At 59.7% G+C, this 15319-nt stretch carries 14 protein-coding genes; 10 read left to right on the plus strand and 4 right to left on the minus strand.

Annotated features, from left to right (window positions below; translation table 11 throughout):
- The first annotated feature begins 78 nt into the window (after positions 1-78).
- Positions 79-1113 (plus strand): L-rhamnose/proton symporter RhaT, encoded by a 1035-nt coding sequence (gene rhaT, locus KHQ24_RS21245; RefSeq protein WP_004203667.1) that lies wholly within the window; start codon positions 79-81, stop codon positions 1111-1113.
- 32 nt (positions 1114-1145) lie between these two features.
- Here rhaT and rhaR read toward each other — a convergent pair whose 3' ends face one another.
- Together rhaR and rhaS (KHQ24_RS21255) are read right to left on the minus strand one after the other, a co-directional pair.
- The gene (gene rhaR, locus KHQ24_RS21250; protein ID WP_211777450.1) at positions 1146-1991 is read right to left on the minus strand and encodes an HTH-type transcriptional activator RhaR; all 846 of its coding nucleotides are present in this window, start codon (positions 1989-1991) and stop codon (positions 1146-1148) included.
- Between the two features lie 73 nt (positions 1992-2064).
- Entirely contained in the window at positions 2065-2901 is an 837-nt protein-coding gene (rhaS, locus tag KHQ24_RS21255) for an HTH-type transcriptional activator RhaS (protein ID WP_004203665.1), read from the minus strand.
- A 310-nt stretch (positions 2902-3211) separates the two neighbouring features.
- Between rhaS (KHQ24_RS21255) and rhaB the strand changes: the two genes are divergently transcribed.
- The 9 genes from rhaB (at position 3212) to rhaM (ending at position 13263) form a co-directional block, all read left to right on the plus strand.
- Entirely contained in the window at positions 3212-4678 is a 1467-nt protein-coding gene (rhaB, locus tag KHQ24_RS21260) for a rhamnulokinase (RefSeq protein ID WP_211777451.1), read from the plus strand.
- Positions 4675-5934 (plus strand): L-rhamnose isomerase, encoded by a 1260-nt coding sequence (locus KHQ24_RS21265; protein ID WP_004203663.1) that lies wholly within the window; start codon positions 4675-4677, stop codon positions 5932-5934. The genes rhaB and KHQ24_RS21265 overlap by 4 nt, the downstream gene beginning before the upstream one ends.
- A 151-nt stretch (positions 5935-6085) precedes the next feature.
- Positions 6086-6916 (plus strand): rhamnulose-1-phosphate aldolase, encoded by an 831-nt coding sequence (gene rhaD, locus KHQ24_RS21270; RefSeq protein WP_004203662.1) that lies wholly within the window; start codon positions 6086-6088, stop codon positions 6914-6916.
- An 81-nt stretch (positions 6917-6997) separates the two neighbouring features.
- Positions 6998-7984, plus strand: a complete 987-nt coding sequence (gene rhaS, locus KHQ24_RS21275) for a rhamnose ABC transporter substrate-binding protein (RefSeq protein ID WP_004203661.1) — start codon at positions 6998-7000, stop codon at positions 7982-7984.
- Positions 7985-8198: 214 nt separating this feature from the next.
- A complete protein-coding gene (locus tag KHQ24_RS21280) occupies positions 8199-9710 on the plus strand; it encodes a sugar ABC transporter ATP-binding protein (RefSeq protein ID WP_211777452.1) in 1512 nt (503 codons plus the stop codon).
- Positions 9707-10714 (plus strand): ABC transporter permease, encoded by a 1008-nt coding sequence (locus KHQ24_RS21285; RefSeq protein WP_200983557.1) that lies wholly within the window; start codon positions 9707-9709, stop codon positions 10712-10714. Before KHQ24_RS21280 ends, KHQ24_RS21285 begins: the two co-directional genes overlap by 4 nt.
- Positions 10711-11715, plus strand: a complete 1005-nt coding sequence (locus KHQ24_RS21290) for an ABC transporter permease (protein WP_211777453.1) — start codon at positions 10711-10713, stop codon at positions 11713-11715. The genes KHQ24_RS21285 and KHQ24_RS21290 overlap by 4 nt, the downstream gene beginning before the upstream one ends.
- An 88-nt stretch (positions 11716-11803) precedes the next feature.
- Positions 11804-12952, plus strand: a complete 1149-nt coding sequence (gene fucO / locus KHQ24_RS21295) for a lactaldehyde reductase (protein WP_211777454.1) — start codon at positions 11804-11806, stop codon at positions 12950-12952.
- On the plus strand, positions 12949-13263 hold the full coding sequence (rhaM, locus tag KHQ24_RS21300) for an L-rhamnose mutarotase (RefSeq protein WP_017899830.1): 315 nt from the start codon (positions 12949-12951) through the stop codon (positions 13261-13263). Before fucO ends, rhaM begins: the two co-directional genes overlap by 4 nt.
- 122 nt (positions 13264-13385) lie before the next feature.
- On the opposite strand, the gene KHQ24_RS21305 is transcribed toward rhaM, so the two are convergent.
- Both KHQ24_RS21305 and KHQ24_RS21310 read right to left on the minus strand, forming a co-directional pair.
- Positions 13386-13979, minus strand: coding sequence for a maltose acetyltransferase domain-containing protein (locus KHQ24_RS21305; RefSeq protein WP_017899831.1), 594 nt, complete (start codon positions 13977-13979; stop codon positions 13386-13388).
- A gap of 51 nt (positions 13980-14030) precedes the next feature.
- Positions 14031-15296 carry an MFS transporter gene (locus KHQ24_RS21310; protein ID WP_004203654.1) on the minus strand — a complete coding sequence of 422 codons (1266 nt, stop codon included), beginning with the start codon at positions 15294-15296 and terminating at the stop codon, positions 14031-14033.
- Positions 15297-15319 lie beyond the last annotated feature (23 nt).

Raw genomic sequence — 15319 nt, forward strand, 5'->3', positions numbered from 1 at the left:
GCGGCCAAAGCGGCTAATTTTTACACTCATCGCATCGGAAGCCGCCGTCTCCGATAAAAAAAGATGAGGATAAAATCAATGAACCACGCGATTACGATGGGTATTTTTTGGCATTTGATAGGGGCCGCCAGTGCCGCCTGTTTCTATGCCCCGTTCAAGAAAGTAAAACACTGGTCGTGGGAAACCATGTGGTCGGTCGGGGGGATCGTCTCCTGGCTGATCCTGCCCTGGGCCATCAGCGCCACGCTGTTACCCGATTTCTGGGCCTACTACCGTTCCTTTAACGCCTCCACGCTGCTGCCGGTCTTTCTGTTCGGCGCCATGTGGGGTATCGGTAATATCAACTATGGCCTGACCATGCGCTATCTCGGCATGTCGATGGGGATTGGCATCGCCATTGGCATCACGCTGATTGTCGGTACGCTGATGACGCCGATTATTAACGGTCAGTTTTCAGTGCTGATGCACACCCAGGGCGGTCAAATGACGCTGCTCGGCGTGCTGGTGGCGGTGGTTGGCGTTGGCATCGTCACCCGCGCGGGCCAGCTGAAAGAGCGCAAAATGGGCATCAAAGCCGAAGAGTTCAATCTGAAGAGAGGGCTTCTGCTGGCGGTGATGTGCGGTATCTTCTCGGCAGGGATGTCGTTCGCGATGAACGCCGCCAAACCGATGCATGATGCCGCCGCGGCGCTCGGCGTCGACCCGTTATATGCGGCGCTGCCAAGCTACGTGGTGATTATGGGCGGCGGGGCGCTGGTTAACCTTGGCTTCTGCTTTATTCGTCTGGCAAAAGTGAAGAGCCTGTCCGTCAAAGCCGATTTCTCGCTGGCCAAACCCCTCATCATCAGCAACCTGCTGCTTTCCGCCCTCGGCGGCCTGATGTGGTATCTCCAGTTCTTCTTCTATGCCTGGGGCCACGCCAGCATTCCGGCGCAGTATGACTATATGAGCTGGATGCTGCACATGAGCTTCTACGTACTGTGCGGCGGTCTGGTGGGTCTGGTGCTGAAGGAGTGGAACAACGCCGGTCGTCGTCCGGTGAGCGTCCTGAGCCTCGGCTGCGTGGTGATCATCATCGCCGCCAACATCGTCGGTCTGGGAATGGCCCGTTAAGCACCGGAGCATTTGCCTGACAAAGACGCGCTTCAGGCGGCGGCGCGACTGCGCTGCCGCCACTGCCCCGGCGACATGCCGATTTCCCGGCTGAACACCACCGAAAAGTAGTTACTGTCCTCAAAGCCGCACTGCATGGCGATATCGCCGATTAAGCGCTCGGTATGCTGCAACAGATACTGCGCATGGCAGATCCGCAGCTGGCGTAAATAGTGATTGATGGTCATCCCGGTTTGCTGGCGAAACTGCTGACGTAGCGCCCGCTCGCTGCCGCCCTCCTGCTCGCAGAAACGCTCCAGGACAAAGGGGCGGCTCAGGCTGGCCGCCAGCGCGGCCAGCAGTTTGTCCAACAGCGCTTCGCGCTGCGTCGCCGCCAGATTATCTGTCGCGTAGCGATGCCGCTGGAGGGTCAGCGCCAGCTGAGCAAACAACAGCTCGGCCATCGCATTCCCCTGCGCATCGTGCCGGGAACACTCATGCTCAAGCTGACTAATCACCTGACGCGCCTGCGCCATACCGGTGCTGCCCATGCGCCAGTGGGGCTTCCACGGGGTGCCGAAGAGGCCAGGGATCGCCCCCGCCCAGTCGAAATTGAGCTGCAGCCGCTCCGGGCAATAGATGATGTTCTGCAGAACCAGATCGTTAACGGAAGTATAGGAGTGTTTATCTTCGGCGCGAATATAGAACAGATCGCCGCGGGTAATGCGCCAGGGACGGTCGTTGAGAACATGCAGCCCGTTGCCCCGCCACACCAGCACCAGCTCGCAGAACTCATGGGTGTGTTCAGCGAAGACGTTTTGCGGGTAGCGGTCAGCCACCGCCACCGCCTGCGTGGCGGAAGGGAAAAATTCCTCTTTACGTAGAATCAAACCGGCCACGGCTCACACTCCTAACGCGGATAACGGCGCATTATTCGCGTTTTTGCTCCGCAATACGTTGACTCCTCTCGCGTTACTGAAGAATAGCGTCGCGCCCCTGGCGGATATCGCGTGGCGACCAGGAAAACTCGCGGCGAAAAAGCGTCGAAAAGTGGTTACTGTCGCCGAATCCGCAGCGATAGGCGATATCCGTTACGCTTTCATCGCTGTGGCGCAGCAGGTGGCGGGCTTTCATCAGGCGCACCCGATTGAGATAGCGCTGCGGCGTCAGGCCGGTCTGCTGCTTCAGCTGACGGTGTAGTGTACGCAGCGACAGCGAAAACTGCGCCGCCACCTCCTCCCAGCAGATCTCCTGCGCAAAATGGTCTTCCAGCCAGGCCAGCAGCTGATTCAGCCGCGCATCGTTGTTGGTGGCCTCTTCCGCAAGGCTGCTTTTCCGCAGCAGCACCAATAGCTGCATAAACAGGATCTCACGGCTGGCGACGGCATGGGTATCCGTTTCGCTCCCCATGGCCTCCATCTGCGCCACGATATGCCGCACCTGCTGCAGAACCGTCTGGTTCACCCGCCAGTGCGACGGGTAGTTGCCCTCCTGCTCCTGGGGCAACAGCTGGCTGACCCCGGCGAGAAACCGAAACGCATCCGGCGCGCGATAAAGCACGTTGGTCAGACACAGATTGTCCGTGTGCTCGTAAAGATGCCGGTCGTGATCGCGAATAAAGCAGACCGAGCCGCCGCCGATGGTATAGGGCTGGCCATTGAAGACGTGAATGCCCGTACCCTGCTCCACGATGACAATTTCATGAAAATCATGGTGATGTTCAGGAAAGGCCGACTGAGGGAGGCGGGGTTCAATAGCCACCGTCGAGATCCCGGCCTTAAAGAAATCCGTACTGTGCAATATGGTCATGATGCCACCCTCGTAATGAGAAAAATTATCAGTCACCGGCTGATAGTAATGAAGGGTTGGCTATCCGGCCTTCAATTTTTGACCGCGAAATTCGTAAATCCTGCCGCTTTTTCAAGAATCAGCCGGAAAGATGCGGAACTGCGGACCCCATCACATCCTCCTCACCACCGCCCAAAACCGCAATTTGTGATTTTCCTCACGGTCACCTTTGCTTTCTTGCCAGCGGCCAGTTTCGGCTGTCCGTAGCGAGAAGGTGTGAGTCAGCGCCCTTTTTTAGACTGCGGACAATGATTTTAAGAAGGGTCTTTCCATGAGTATTCGTCATTGTGTCGCCGTCGATTTAGGCGCCTCCAGCGGGCGGGTCATGCTCGCCAGCTATCAGTCCGGGCCGCGCGCCCTGACGCTGCGTGAAATTCATCGCTTCACCAACAGCCTGCAGAAGGTCGATGGCTTCGACTGCTGGGATCTCGATAGCCTCGAAGGCGAGATCCGCCGCGGGCTGGAGAAAGTGTGTGAGCAGGGCATCCTGATCGACAGCATCGGCATCGATACCTGGGGCGTGGATTATGTCCTGCTGGATAAGCAGGGTCAGCGCGTCGGGCTGCCGGTCTCCTATCGTGACGATCGCACCCAGGGCCTGCTACGTCACGCTGAAGAACAGCTGGGCCGGGCGGAGATCTATCGCCGCAGTGGCATTCAGTTTCTGCCGTTTAACACCCTTTATCAGCTGCGCGCCCTGGTGGAACAGCAGCCGGAGCTGGTCAGTCAGGCCGCCCATGCCCTGCTGATCCCCGACTATTTCAGCTTCCGCCTGACCGGCAATCTGAACTGGGAATATACCAACGCCACCACCACCCAGCTGGTCAACATCCACAGCGATAACTGGGATGAGACGCTGCTGAACTGGACCGGCGCGCCGCGCGAGTGGTTTGGCACCCCGACGCATCCCGGCAATGTGACAGGCCACTGGATCTGCCCGCAAGGCAACCGTATTCCGGTGGTCGCCGTCGCCAGTCACGACACCGCCAGCGCGGTGATCGCCTCCCCGCTGGCCGACCGCCACGCCGCCTATCTCTCCTCCGGCACCTGGTCGCTGATGGGGTTTGAAAGCCTGACCCCTTACACCTGCGACGCGGCGCTGCAGGCCAATATCACCAACGAAGGCGGAGCCGAAGGCCGCTATCGGGTGCTGAAAAATATCATGGGCCTGTGGCTGCTGCAGCGGGTGCTGAAAGAACAAAACGTCAGCGACCTGCAGGGGCTGATCGCCCGCGCTGCCGCGCTGCCGGCGTGTCGCTTCATCATTGACTGCAATGACGACCGCTTTATCAACCCGGCCAGTATGAGCGCCGAGATCCAGGCCGCCTGCCGCGGATCCGGCCAGCCGGTTCCTCACAGCGACGCCGAACTGGCGCGCTGCATTTTCGACAGCCTGGCGCTGCTCTACGCCCGGGTGCTTAACGAGCTGGCGGCGCTGCGCGGCCAGCCCTTCAGCCAGCTGCATATCGTCGGCGGCGGCTGCCAGAACGAACTGCTCAACCAGCTGTGCGCCGACGCCTGCGGGATCGCCGTCGTGGCCGGCCCGACAGAGGCCTCCACCCTCGGCAATATCGGCATCCAGTTAATGACCCTCGACGAGCTGGCCAGCGTCGATGAGTTTCGTCAGGTGGTGCGCGGCAATGCGTCCCTCACCGCCTTTACCCCCAATCCTGATAGTGAAATTGCCCGTTTCGTGGCGCAGTTTCAGCCACAACAGACCAAGGAGCTTTGCGCATGACCACTCAACTTGAACAAGCCTGGGAAATTGCTAAGCAGCGCTACGCCGCCGTCGGCGTGGATGTCGAGGAGGCCCTGCGCCAGCTGGACCGTCTGCCCGTCTCCATGCACTGCTGGCAGGGTGACGACGTCGCCGGTTTCGAAAACCCGGCGGGAAGCCTGACCGGCGGCATCCAGGCCACCGGCAATTACCCGGGCAAAGCGCGCAATGCTCAGGAGCTACGCGCCGACCTTGAGCAGGCGCTGAGCCTGATTCCGGGGCCAAAACGTCTCAACCTGCACGCTATTTATCTGGAAGCCGACGCGCCGGTGGCGCGCAATGAGATAAAGCCGGAGCACTTTAAAAACTGGGTCGAGTGGGCGAAAGCCAACAAACTGGGGCTGGATTTCAACCCCTCCTGCTTCTCGCATCCGCTGAGCGCCGACGGCTTTACCCTGTCGCATGCCAACGATGAGATCCGCCAGTTCTGGATCGACCACTGCAAAGCCAGCCGCCGCGTATCCGCTTATTTTGGCGAGCAGCTGGGCACCCCGTCAGTGATGAATATCTGGGTGCCGGACGGCATGAAGGACATTACCGTTGACCGCTTCGCGCCGCGCCAGCGGCTGCTGAACGCGCTGGATGAAGTCATCAGCGAAAAATTCGACCCGGCGCACCACATTGACGCCGTCGAGAGCAAGCTGTTCGGTATCGGCGCCGAAAGCTACACCGTCGGCTCCAACGAGTTCTATATGGGCTACGCCACCAGCCGCCAGACGGCGCTGTGCCTGGATGCCGGCCACTTCCACCCGACGGAGGTCATCTCCGACAAGATCTCCGCCGCCATGCTCTACATCCCGCGCCTGCTGCTGCACGTCAGCCGCCCGGTGCGCTGGGACAGCGACCACGTGGTGCTGCTGGATGATGAGACTCAGGCCATCGCCAGCGAAATCATTCGCCATAACCTGTTTGACCGCGTGCACATCGGCCTCGACTTCTTCGATGCCTCCATCAACCGCATCGCGGCCTGGGTGATTGGTACCCGCAATATGAAAAAAGCGCTGCTGCGCGCCCTGCTGGAACCGACCAACCAGCTGCGCCAGCTGGAGAACGACGGCGATTACACCGCCCGCCTGGCGCTACTCGAAGAGCAAAAATCCCTGCCGTGGCAGGCCATCTGGGAGATGTACTGCCAGCGTCACGACACGCCGGCGGGCAGCCAGTGGCTGGACAACGTGCGGGCTTATGAGAATGCGGTTCTGAGCCAGCGCGGGTAATACACGGGCTTCCCCGGGTCGCGGCTGACGCCTTACCCGGGCTACGAACTGCGCGATGTTGTCAGAGCGCACCGAACCGTTCCCTCTCCCCTGTGGGGAGAGGGTTAGGGTGAGGGGCTACCCCCACCGGATTAACAGGAAAGACAAGACTATGCAGACCATTATCGACGCCTGGTTCGTCCAGGGCATGATCAAAGCCACCTCCGACGCCTGGCTGAAAGGCTGGGACGAGCGCAACGGCGGCAACCTGACGCTGCGTCTGGATGAGGCGGATATCGAACCTTACGCGGCGGATTTCCACGCTAAACCCCGCTATATCGCCCTCAGCCAGCCGATGCCAACCCTGGCCAACCAGCCGTTTATCGTCACCGGTTCCGGCAAATTCTTCCGTAATGTCCAGCTCGACCCGGCCGCTAACCTTGGCGTGGTGAAAGTCGACAGCGACGGCGCGGGATACCATATCCTGTGGGGTCTGACGGAGGATGCGGTGCCGACCTCCGAGCTGCCGGCACACTTCCTGTCGCACAGCGAGCGCATCAAACTGACCGACGGCAAGGACCGGGTGATCATGCACTGTCATGCCACCAATCTGATCGCCCTGACCTACGTCCTGGAGAACCACAGCGATCTGTTCACCCGCAAGCTGTGGGAAGGTAGCACCGAATGTCTGGTGGTCTTCCCGGACGGCGTCGGCATTCTGCCGTGGATGGTGCCAGGCACCGATGAAATCGGCCAGGCGACTGCGGAAACCATGCAAAAACACTCGCTGGTGCTGTGGCCGTTCCACGGCGTCTTCGGCAGCGGCCCAACCCTGGATGAGACCTTCGGCCTGATCGACACTGCCGAGAAGTCCGCCGAAGTGCTGGTGAAAGTCCTGTCCATGGGCGGGATGAAGCAGACCATCACTCGCGAAGAGCTTATCGCTCTTGGCAAACGCTTCAACGTCCAGCCGCTGCAGTCCGCGTTAGATCTTTATCCATAACAACATCGCGCCCCGCTCACCGAGACGGGGCGAAGCCTCACCTGCAAACCCTACAAAACTGACTCATGTGGAGTAAAAGCAATGAAAACAAAGACAAGCTTGATCCTCACCGTTGCCGCCCTGGCGTTGTCCGGTTCCGCCTTAGCAGAAGTTAAAATCGCCCTCGTGGCGAAATCGCTGGGAAATGGCTTCTTCGAAGCCGCCAACGTTGGCGCCCAACAGGCCGCCAAAGAGTTAGGTGATGTCAAAGTGATCTACACCGGCCCGACCACCACCACCGCCGAAGCGCAGATCGATGTGCTGAACGGGTTGATCGCCCAGGGGGTGGATGCGATCGCCATTTCCGCCAACGATCCGGACGCGGTGGTGCCGGTGCTGAAAAAAGCGATGCAGCGCGGCATCAAAGTGGTTTCCTGGGACTCCGGCGTGGCGCCGGCAGGCCGCCAGATCCATCTTAATCCTTCCAATAACGCCTTAATTGGCGAGACCAACGTCAAGCTCGCCGCCGATGCGCTGAAGGCGCTGAACGTGGAGAAGGGGGATGTGGCGGTGTTAAGCGCCACCCCGACCTCCACTAACCAGAATATCTGGATTGAGGAGATGAAAAAGGTGCTGCCGCAGTATCCGTCCGTCAATCTGGTGACCGTCGCCTACGGTGACGATCTGTCGGATAAAAGCTACCGCGAAGCGGTGGGCCTGCTGAAATCATATCCGGACCTGAAAGTCATTGTTTCGCCGTCATCGGTGGGGATTGTTGCCGCCGCGCAGGCGGTGAAGGACCAGGGAAAAATTGGCAAAGTCTATGTCACCGGGCTGGGGCTGCCGTCGGAAATGGCCGGCGCGATCAAGTCTGGCGCCAGCAAAAGCTTCGCCATCTGGAACCCGATTGACCTCGGTTACGCCGCCACCTATCTGGCCGACGATTTAGTCAAAGGCACGGCGACCAAAACCGAAGCCAGTATGGGCAAGCTGGGCAAAGTGAAGCTGGACGCCGAAGGGAATGGCGCGATGGCCGAGCCGTTTGTCTACGATGCGAGCAACATCGATAAGTTCTCGAAAATTTTCTAACCCTTGTTCCCTCACCCCGGCCCTCTCCCAGAGGGAGAGGGGGAATGGCTGGCCCTCTGCGCGATGCGGCCTGCGGGCGCCGGACCGTTCCCTCTCCCCTGGGGAGAGGGGGAAAGACTGGTCCTCTGTGCAATGCGGCCTGCGGGCGCCAGACCGTTCCCTCTCCCCTTTGGGGAGAGGGTTAGGGTGAGGGGCGATTTTACGGAGAACTATCATGTCAGCATCAACGCCACTGCTGTCGCTGAAGGGGATCACCAAGATTTTTCCCGGTGTGCGCGCCCTTGAGAACGTGCAGCTCGATCTCTGGCCCGGCAAAGTGACCGCCCTCATCGGCGAAAACGGCGCGGGGAAATCCACGCTGGTCAAAGTGATGACCGGTATTTATCAGCCCGAAGAGGGGGAGATCCTCTATAAAGCGATTCCCATTCATCTGCCGACGCCGGAGTCGGCGCACAAGATGGGGATCACCGCCATCCACCAGGAAACCATACTGTTTGACGAACTTTCGGTCAGCGAAAACATTTTCGTCGGCCAGTATCTGTATAAGGGACTGCTCAAAACGCTCGACTGGCCGGCGATGCACCGCCGGGCTGGTGAGATCCTCGCCCGGCTGGAAGTCCAGATCGACCCGCGGGCAACGTTAAAAACGCTCAGCATCGCCCAGCGGCACATGGTGGCGATTGCCCGGGCGCTGGCTTTCGACGCCCAGGCGGTGATCCTCGATGAGCCGACCGCCGCGCTTTCCCAGCATGAAATCCTGGAGTTTTATCACATCGTTGAGCGTCTGAAGCAGGACGGCAAAGCGATCCTGTTTATCTCGCATAAGTTCGATGAAATTTTCGAGCTGGCCGACTATTACACCATCCTGCGCGATGGGGTGTACGTCAGCTCCGGGATAATGAGCGATATTACCGAAGAGCGGATGGTGTCGATGATGGTGGGCCGGGCGATCAGCCAAACCTACCCGAAAGTCGACTGTACCCCAGGGGAAACGGTGCTGGAGGTCAACGATCTTTGTCATCCTACCGAGTTTGCCGATATCAGCTTCAGCCTGCGCAAGGGAGAAATTCTCGGCTTTTACGGCCTGGTGGGCGCCGGACGCACCGAGCTGATGCAGGCGCTCTCCGGCGTAACGCATCCCTCCTCCGGCGAGATCCGACTGAACGGCAGCCCCATGCGCTTTCGCCAACCCGCCGACGCTATCCGCGCGGGCATCGTCTGCGTACCGGAAGAGCGACAGAAACAGGGGGCGATCATCGCCCTGCCTATCGCCCAGAACATCAGTCTGCCGCAGCTGAGCAAGCTCAATCCTAACGGCGTCCTGAACGACGCCCGGGAATGGCGGCTGGCGGACGAGTACGCCTCATGCCTGCAGGTTAAAGCCTCCAGCTGGCGGCAGCCGGTGGAGACCCTCTCTGGCGGCAACCAGCAGAAAGTGGTGATCGGCAAATGGCTGGCGACCCAGCCCGAGGTGATCATCCTCGATGAGCCGACCAAAGGCATCGATATCGGCTCAAAAGCCGCTGTGCATCAGTTTATGTCCGAGCTGGTCAGCCAGGGGCTGGCGGTGATTATGGTCTCGTCAGAGCTGCCGGAAGTCATGGGCATGGCCGACCGGATTATCGTGATGCATGAAGGGCTGATGGTCGCCGAGTACCGGGCCGGGGAAGCGACGGCGGAAACCATCGTTAGCGCCGCCAGCGGCATCGGCCAGGAGGCAGCATGATGGGACACGCATGGCTGAAGCATCGCGAAGCGCTGCTGGCGCTGGTCATCATTTTGATGATCGGCGCCATTGGCAGCCGGGCGCCGTCGTTCGTTTCACCGGGTAATCTGGTGGAGATGTTTAACGATACTGCCATCCTTATCATTCTCGCCCTCGGACAGATGATGGTGCTGCTCACCAAAGGCATCGATTTGTCGATGGCCGCCAACCTGGCGCTGACCGGGATGATCGTCGCCCTGCTCAATGCCCATAATCCGGGTATTCCGGTGGTAGCGCTGCTGGCGCTGGCAACCCTGCTGGGCCTGCTGATGGGGATGATTAACGGCCTGCTGGTCTGGCGCCTCGGCATTCCCGCCATCGTGGTGACCCTGGGCACCATGAGCATTTATCGCGGCATTATCTTCCTGCTGACCGACGGCGGCTGGGTTAACTCACATCAGATGAGCGCTGATTTTCTCAGTCTGCCGCGCAGCACCCTCCTGGGATTGCCGCTGCTGAGCTGGTGCGCCATCGCCGCGCTGCTGCTGGTGGGTTACTTCCTGCGCTACAGCCGCACCGGCCGGGCCTTGTATACCGCGGGCGGCAACGCGACGGCGGCGTATTACACCGGCATTAACGCCGGGAAAATGCAGTTCGTCAGCTTCTGCCTCTCCGGCGCGCTGGCTGGCTTCTGCGGCTATCTGTGGATCTCGCGCTTCGCCGTCGCCTATGTCGATGTGGCGAACGGCTTTGAGCTGCAGGTGGTCGCCGCCTGCGTGATCGGCGGTATCAGCACCATGGGCGGAAGCGGACGGGTACTGGGCTGCCTGTGCGGCGCGCTGTTCCTCGGGGTCATCAATAATGCCCTGCCGGTGGTCGGCATCTCGCCGTTCTGGCAAATGGCGATTTCCGGGGCGGTGATCGTCATGGCGGTGTTGCTTAACGAGCGCGGCAATCGCGGTCACGGGCGGTTAATCCTGCGTAACGCGGCGTTAGCCCGACAGAAACAGGCGGTAAAATCATGAGCAAGATGATGGTATCTGAAGAGATGAAAAACGCCCCGGCCGCGCCGTCGCCGCTGCGCCGCCTGCTGTGCTGGGAAGGGTTTTTACTGGCGGTCACCCTGGCGGTATTTATCGGCAACGCGGTGGCTTCCCCGTACTTCCTCAATATCTGGAACCTCTCGGACGCGATCTTTACCTTTACCGAGAAGGCGATCGTCGTCCTGCCGATGGCGATGCTGATTATCGCCCGGGAAATCGATCTGTCGGTGGCCTCGACGATGGCGCTCAGCTCAACGGTGATGGGCTTCTGCGCGGCAGCGGGGATGGGCACCCCGCTGCTGGTGGTCATCGGCCTGGGCGTAGGTCTGCTGTGCGGCCTGTTCAACGGCTTGCTGGTGACTCGCTTTAACTTGTCGTCCATTGTGATCACCATCGGCACCATGAGCCTGTATCGCGGCATCACCTATATCCTGCTGGGCGATCAGGCGCTCAACCACTACCCGGAGAGCTTTGCCTGGTTCGGCCAGGGGTACGTGTGGGGGGCGCTCTCTTTTGAGTTTGCGCTGTTTATCCTCCTCGCGGCTGCCTTCACCTTCCTGCTGCATAAAACCAACTTTGGCCGCCGAACCTACGCCATCGGCAATAACCCGACCGGCGCCTGGTACTCCGGGATCAACGTGAAGCGACATAACCTCGCGCTGTTCGCGCTGGTCGGGCTGATGGCCGGGCTGGCGGCGATCCTGTTGACCTCACGGCTCGGCAGTACCCGCCCCACTTTGGCGATGGGCTGGGAGCTGGCGGTTGTCACCATGGCGGTGCTCGGCGGCGTCAATATTCTTGGCGGTTCCGGCAGCATGCCCGGGGTGATCATCGCCGCCTTTCTGATGGGGCTGGTGACCTTCGGCCTGAGCCTGCTGAACGTACCCGGCATCGTGATGTCGGTGATTATCGGCGCGATGCTGATCGTGGTGATCTCCCTGCCGATTATGGCCCGGCGGATGCTGCAGCGAAGACGATGTTAATTTCCCCCTCGCCCTGGCCCTCTCCCAAGGGAGAAGGGCGGGGTGAGGGGAAACGGATTTCCCAAAATCAACATTAAGGAGAATTATCATGAGTTTTATGTTGGCACTACCTAAAATCAGCCTCCACGGCGCAGGCGCTATCGGTGATATGGTCAAGCTGGTAGCGGGCAAACAGTGGGGCAAGGCGCTGATCGTCACCGACGGCCAGTTGGTGAAGCTGGGCCTGCTGGACAGTCTGTTTTCCGCGCTGGATGAACAGCAGATGGCTTATCAGCTGTTTGACGACGTGTTCCCCAACCCCACCGAAGCGCTGGTGCAGCAAGGCTATGCGGCGTACCAGGCGGCCCGCTGCGATTACCTGATCGCCTTCGGCGGCGGCAGCCCGATTGATACCGCCAAAGCGATAAAAATCCTCACCGCCAACCAAGGCCCCTCCACCGCCTACTCCGGCGTCGGCAAAGTGAAAAACGCTGGCGTGCCGCTGGTGGCCATCAACACCACCGCCGGCACGGCGGCGGAGATGACCAGCAACGCCGTGATTATCGATAGCGAGCGTCAGGTAAAAGAGGTGATTATCGACCCGAACCTGATCCCGGATATCGCCGTCGACGACGCCAGCGTGATGCTCGACATCCCACCAGCCGTTACCGCCGCCACCGGCATGGACGCCCTGACCCACGCCATCGAGGCCTTTGTCTCCGTTGGCGCCCATCCCCTCACCGACGCCAACGCCCTCGAGGCCATCCGCCTGATCAACCTGTGGCTGCCAAAAGCGGTAGAGGAGGGACACGATCTGCAGGCCCGCGAACAGATGGCCTTTGGCCAGTATCTGGCGGGCATGGCGTTCAACAGCGCCGGCCTCGGGCTGGTACACGCCCTGGCCCATCAGCCTGGCGCCACCCACAACCTGCCACACGGAGTGTGCAACGCCATCCTGCTGCCGATCATCGAAAACTTTAACCGCCCGAACGCGGTGGCGCGCTTCGCCCGCGTGGCGCAGGCGATGGGTGTCGATACCCACGGCATGAGCGATGAAGCCGCCAGCATGGAGGCCATCAACGCCATTCGCGCGCTGAGCAAACGCGTAGGGATCCCCCAGGGCTTCAGCCAGCTTGGCGTCAGCAAAGCCGATATCGAAGGCTGGCTGGACAAAGCGCTGGCCGACCCGTGCGCGCCGTGTAACCCGCGCCCCGCCAGCCGCGATGAGGTACGCGAGCTCTATCTGGAGGCATTATGATCCGCAAAGCCTTTGTGATGCAGGTGAACCCTGACGCGCACGAGGAGTATGCACGTCGCCACAACCCCATCTGGCCGGAGCTGGAGGCGGTGCTGAAAACGCACGGCGCGCACCACTACGCCATTTATCTCGATAAAGAGCGCAACCTGCTGTTCGCCACGGTGGAGATTGAGTCGGAAGCCCGCTGGGAGGCGGTCGCCAGCACGGAAGTGTGCCAGCGCTGGTGGAAATACATGCGCGAGGTGATGCCCAGCAACCCGGACAACAGCCCGCTGAGCGCGGAGCTCAAAGAAGTGTTTTATCTGGCGTGAAACCCCGCGACGCCGGAGAGTACCTTCCCCGGCCTCCCCCCATGCGGGCTGGAGGCCGGTTCAACGGCGATAATGCAAAACAGGGGACACGATCCTTTACGCTCCCCTGTTTCTCTCGTCCATCATCCGGGGAAAAGTGCGTATTTGTCTTTATCCGCATCGGTAATTTCTCTTAATACCCGGCAAGGTACGCCAGCGGCAACCACATTCGCCGGTATAGAGCGATTTACCACACTGCCCGCGCCTATGACTGAATTCTGGCCAATCGTTACCCCGGGATTAATAATCACCCCCGTGCCTAACCAGACCCCATCTTCAATCACTACCGGTAATGAAAACTGTTGATGCGTATGGCGCAGCGCGGGGTGGATGGGATGCCCGGCGGTGGAGATAGTGACATTTGGCGCAAACATGACGTTATTGCCGATGATAATGTCCGCATCGTCGACCAGCGTGAGGTTAAAATTGGCATAAAAATTGTCACCAATCGTCGTATGGATCCCATAGGCAATATTGATCGGCGGCTCTATCCAGCATTGTTCGCCGACTTTCGCGAACATGCGCTGAATAATATCGTTGCGCAATTCCTGATTAAACGGATGCGAATGATTATATTCATAGGCCCGCGCTTTACCCATCAGCCGCTGCTCCGGCAAGCCATATCCTGCATCCAGGTAAAGCTCACCGCTGTTCATACGTTTTTTCATATCCATCATGACATCTTCCTTCTCTGTCAGGCACCACCCTGTGCCACGGAATGTTGATAATTAAACGGTCATCGCATTATCGCGCAGCGGCTCACTTTTCGCCTTGCCCGCTAACGTAAACGCGGATATTAAGGTGACCGTCAGGGCTATTCCGCCGAGGATCATATAGGTCTCCTGGAAGCCGATCCGATCATACATATTGCCGGCGAAGGCGGAGAGGAAGATCGCCGCCACCTGTTTGGCGAACTGGAAGCCCACCAGATAAATGGTCGCCGACAGCCGGACATCAAACACGCCGGTGATGTATTTAAAGGCGCCCACCAGCAGGAACGGCACTTCCAGCGCATGGAGCATCTTCAGCGCCACCACTTCCGCGGCGGTGGTGGCGAAGGAAGAGCCAATCATTCTGGCCGCCATCACCATCCCGGCGATCAGCAGGGTATTCTTCGCTCCGATGCGGTTAATAATCCACGGCGAGCTGAACATAATGATGGCGTTACATATTTCTCCCGCGGTGGTGGCGAAACCAAAGGCACGGGTGCCTGCTTCCGGGGTCGCAAAGAACGATTTGAAGAAGGTGGCGAACTGCTGATCGAAAACGTCATACACGCAGGCTACGCCGATAACATACAGAATAAACATCCACATCTTCCGCTGACGGAACATGCGCACCGCCGTTTTTAAATCGATCGCCGGGCGATTGGCGCCGAGCGAGTCCATTACCTGCGCGGACTGACTGGCCTGCGGTTTGGCGATAGCCACCAGCACCACCAGCAGCAGCGCGGCGGCCGACCCCATCCAGAACACCCATTCGGGATTAATGCTGAACAGCATGCCGGCGGTGGTGGCGCACAGCGCCCATCCCAGACAACCAAAGGTGCGCGCCTTGCCGTATTCAAACCCGCTGTTGCGGCTTACCCGTTCGATATAGGCCTCCATCGCGCCGGCGCCTGCGGAGAATACAAAGCCGATATAGGCGCCGCCGCTCAGCGCCCCGAGCCAGATGTTGGTTTTCAGCAGCGGCGCGAAAACATAGAGGAAGAAGGGAGCAATCAGCACCAGCAGAACGGTCACGATCCACATCAGATGTTTTTTCAGCCCCAGCTTGTCTGAGATCACCCCGAGAACCGGCTGGAAACAGATGGCGAACAGCGACAGGCTGGAGAAAACGAGGCCGGTTTCAGTTTTATTCAGGCCGATAACATCCGACAGCCAGATCGGCAGAAACGGAAAGCAGGTGGCCATGATGAAGAAGTAGAGAAAGAAGAACAGCCCGAAAATCCAGAAGTTGGGGTTGTTTTTGTGGGTACAGACGGTCGGGTTCATTATATTTTCCTCAAGAAGGGCCG

It is taken from the genome of Klebsiella sp. 54, from assembly GCF_018223875.1.
GTDB lineage: Bacteria > Pseudomonadota > Gammaproteobacteria > Enterobacterales > Enterobacteriaceae > Klebsiella > Klebsiella quasipneumoniae.